Origin of the sequence: Cryobacterium sp. RTC2.1, from assembly GCF_035018685.1 — a bacterium.
GTDB classification, from domain to species: domain Bacteria; phylum Actinomycetota; class Actinomycetes; order Actinomycetales; family Microbacteriaceae; genus Cryobacterium; species Cryobacterium glucosi.
Window position 1 is genome coordinate 1 of the sequence record NZ_JASJXJ010000321.1, and the last position, 949, is coordinate 949.

1 protein-coding gene is annotated in these 949 nt (G+C 61.4%); it reads left to right on the forward strand.

All coding sequences use genetic code 11. The annotated features are described in order from the left end of the window. Positions 1-38 precede the first annotated feature (38 nt). Positions 39-949, forward strand: a 911-nt coding sequence (locus QN357_RS19080) for an LCP family protein (protein WP_323505411.1), incomplete at its 3' end; no start/stop codon positions are given.

Consider the following 949-nt stretch of genomic DNA (forward strand, 5'->3'; position numbering starts at 1 on the left):
GCCCATGGCAAACCGTGAGGGTCGCGCTCGTGTTCTCCGTGAGCGTTCTCCTGGTCAGTGGGGGGACTATTGCAGCTGTTGCCACGTGGGATGTTGCCAGCAGCGTGAAACCGGGCGTGCATCTCGCCCACCTTGCGGACACACCCGGGAGCACTGCTGCGCCTGCGGCAGACGTCGCAGCCATTTCCGGCGGGGTCGATCTACTCCTGACGGGAACGGATACCCGGTCCGGGCAGGGTGGGGCTTTTGCGACGGGCGCAGGTTTGGCGGGAAGTTCCGGTGCGGGCAATAACGATGTCACCCTGTTATTACACATTTCGAAAAACCATCAGAACGTGAGTGTGATCAGTTTCCCTAGGGATCTCATGATCCCTGTTCCCGCGTGTCCGCAATCTGATGGGTCGACGGCGTCGGCGTCCAGTCGGGTGATGTTGAACGCGACGCTCGCCCGCGGAGGGCTTTCCTGCGTGGTGCTCACGATCGAAAAACTTACCGGCGTTCAGATTCCCTTCGCCGCCCAGATCAGTTTCGACGGGGTCTCAGCGATGTCCAACGCCATCGGCGGCGTCACCGTGTGTGTGGCCTCCCCGATCGATGACCTCTACACGAATCCGCCCTTGCATTTGGCGGCCGGACAGCAGAGCATCGTCGGTGACATGGCCTTGTCGTTCCTGCGGAGCAGACACGGTGTCGGTGACGGCAGCGACCTGGGCCGCATCAGCAACCAGCAAGTGTTCATGGCTGCGTTGGCCCGGAAAGTCGAAACGGGCGGCGTCCTCGGTAACCCTGTCATGCTGTACTCCCTGGCCAAGGCGGCGACAGACAACATGGTCCTCTCTGACACCTTGACCAATCCCACGACTCAGGTCCAAATTGCGCTCGCGCTCAAAGATACCGGCTTGGCGAACATGGTCTTCCTTCAGTACCCCGCTGTGGCCGACCCTCAGGA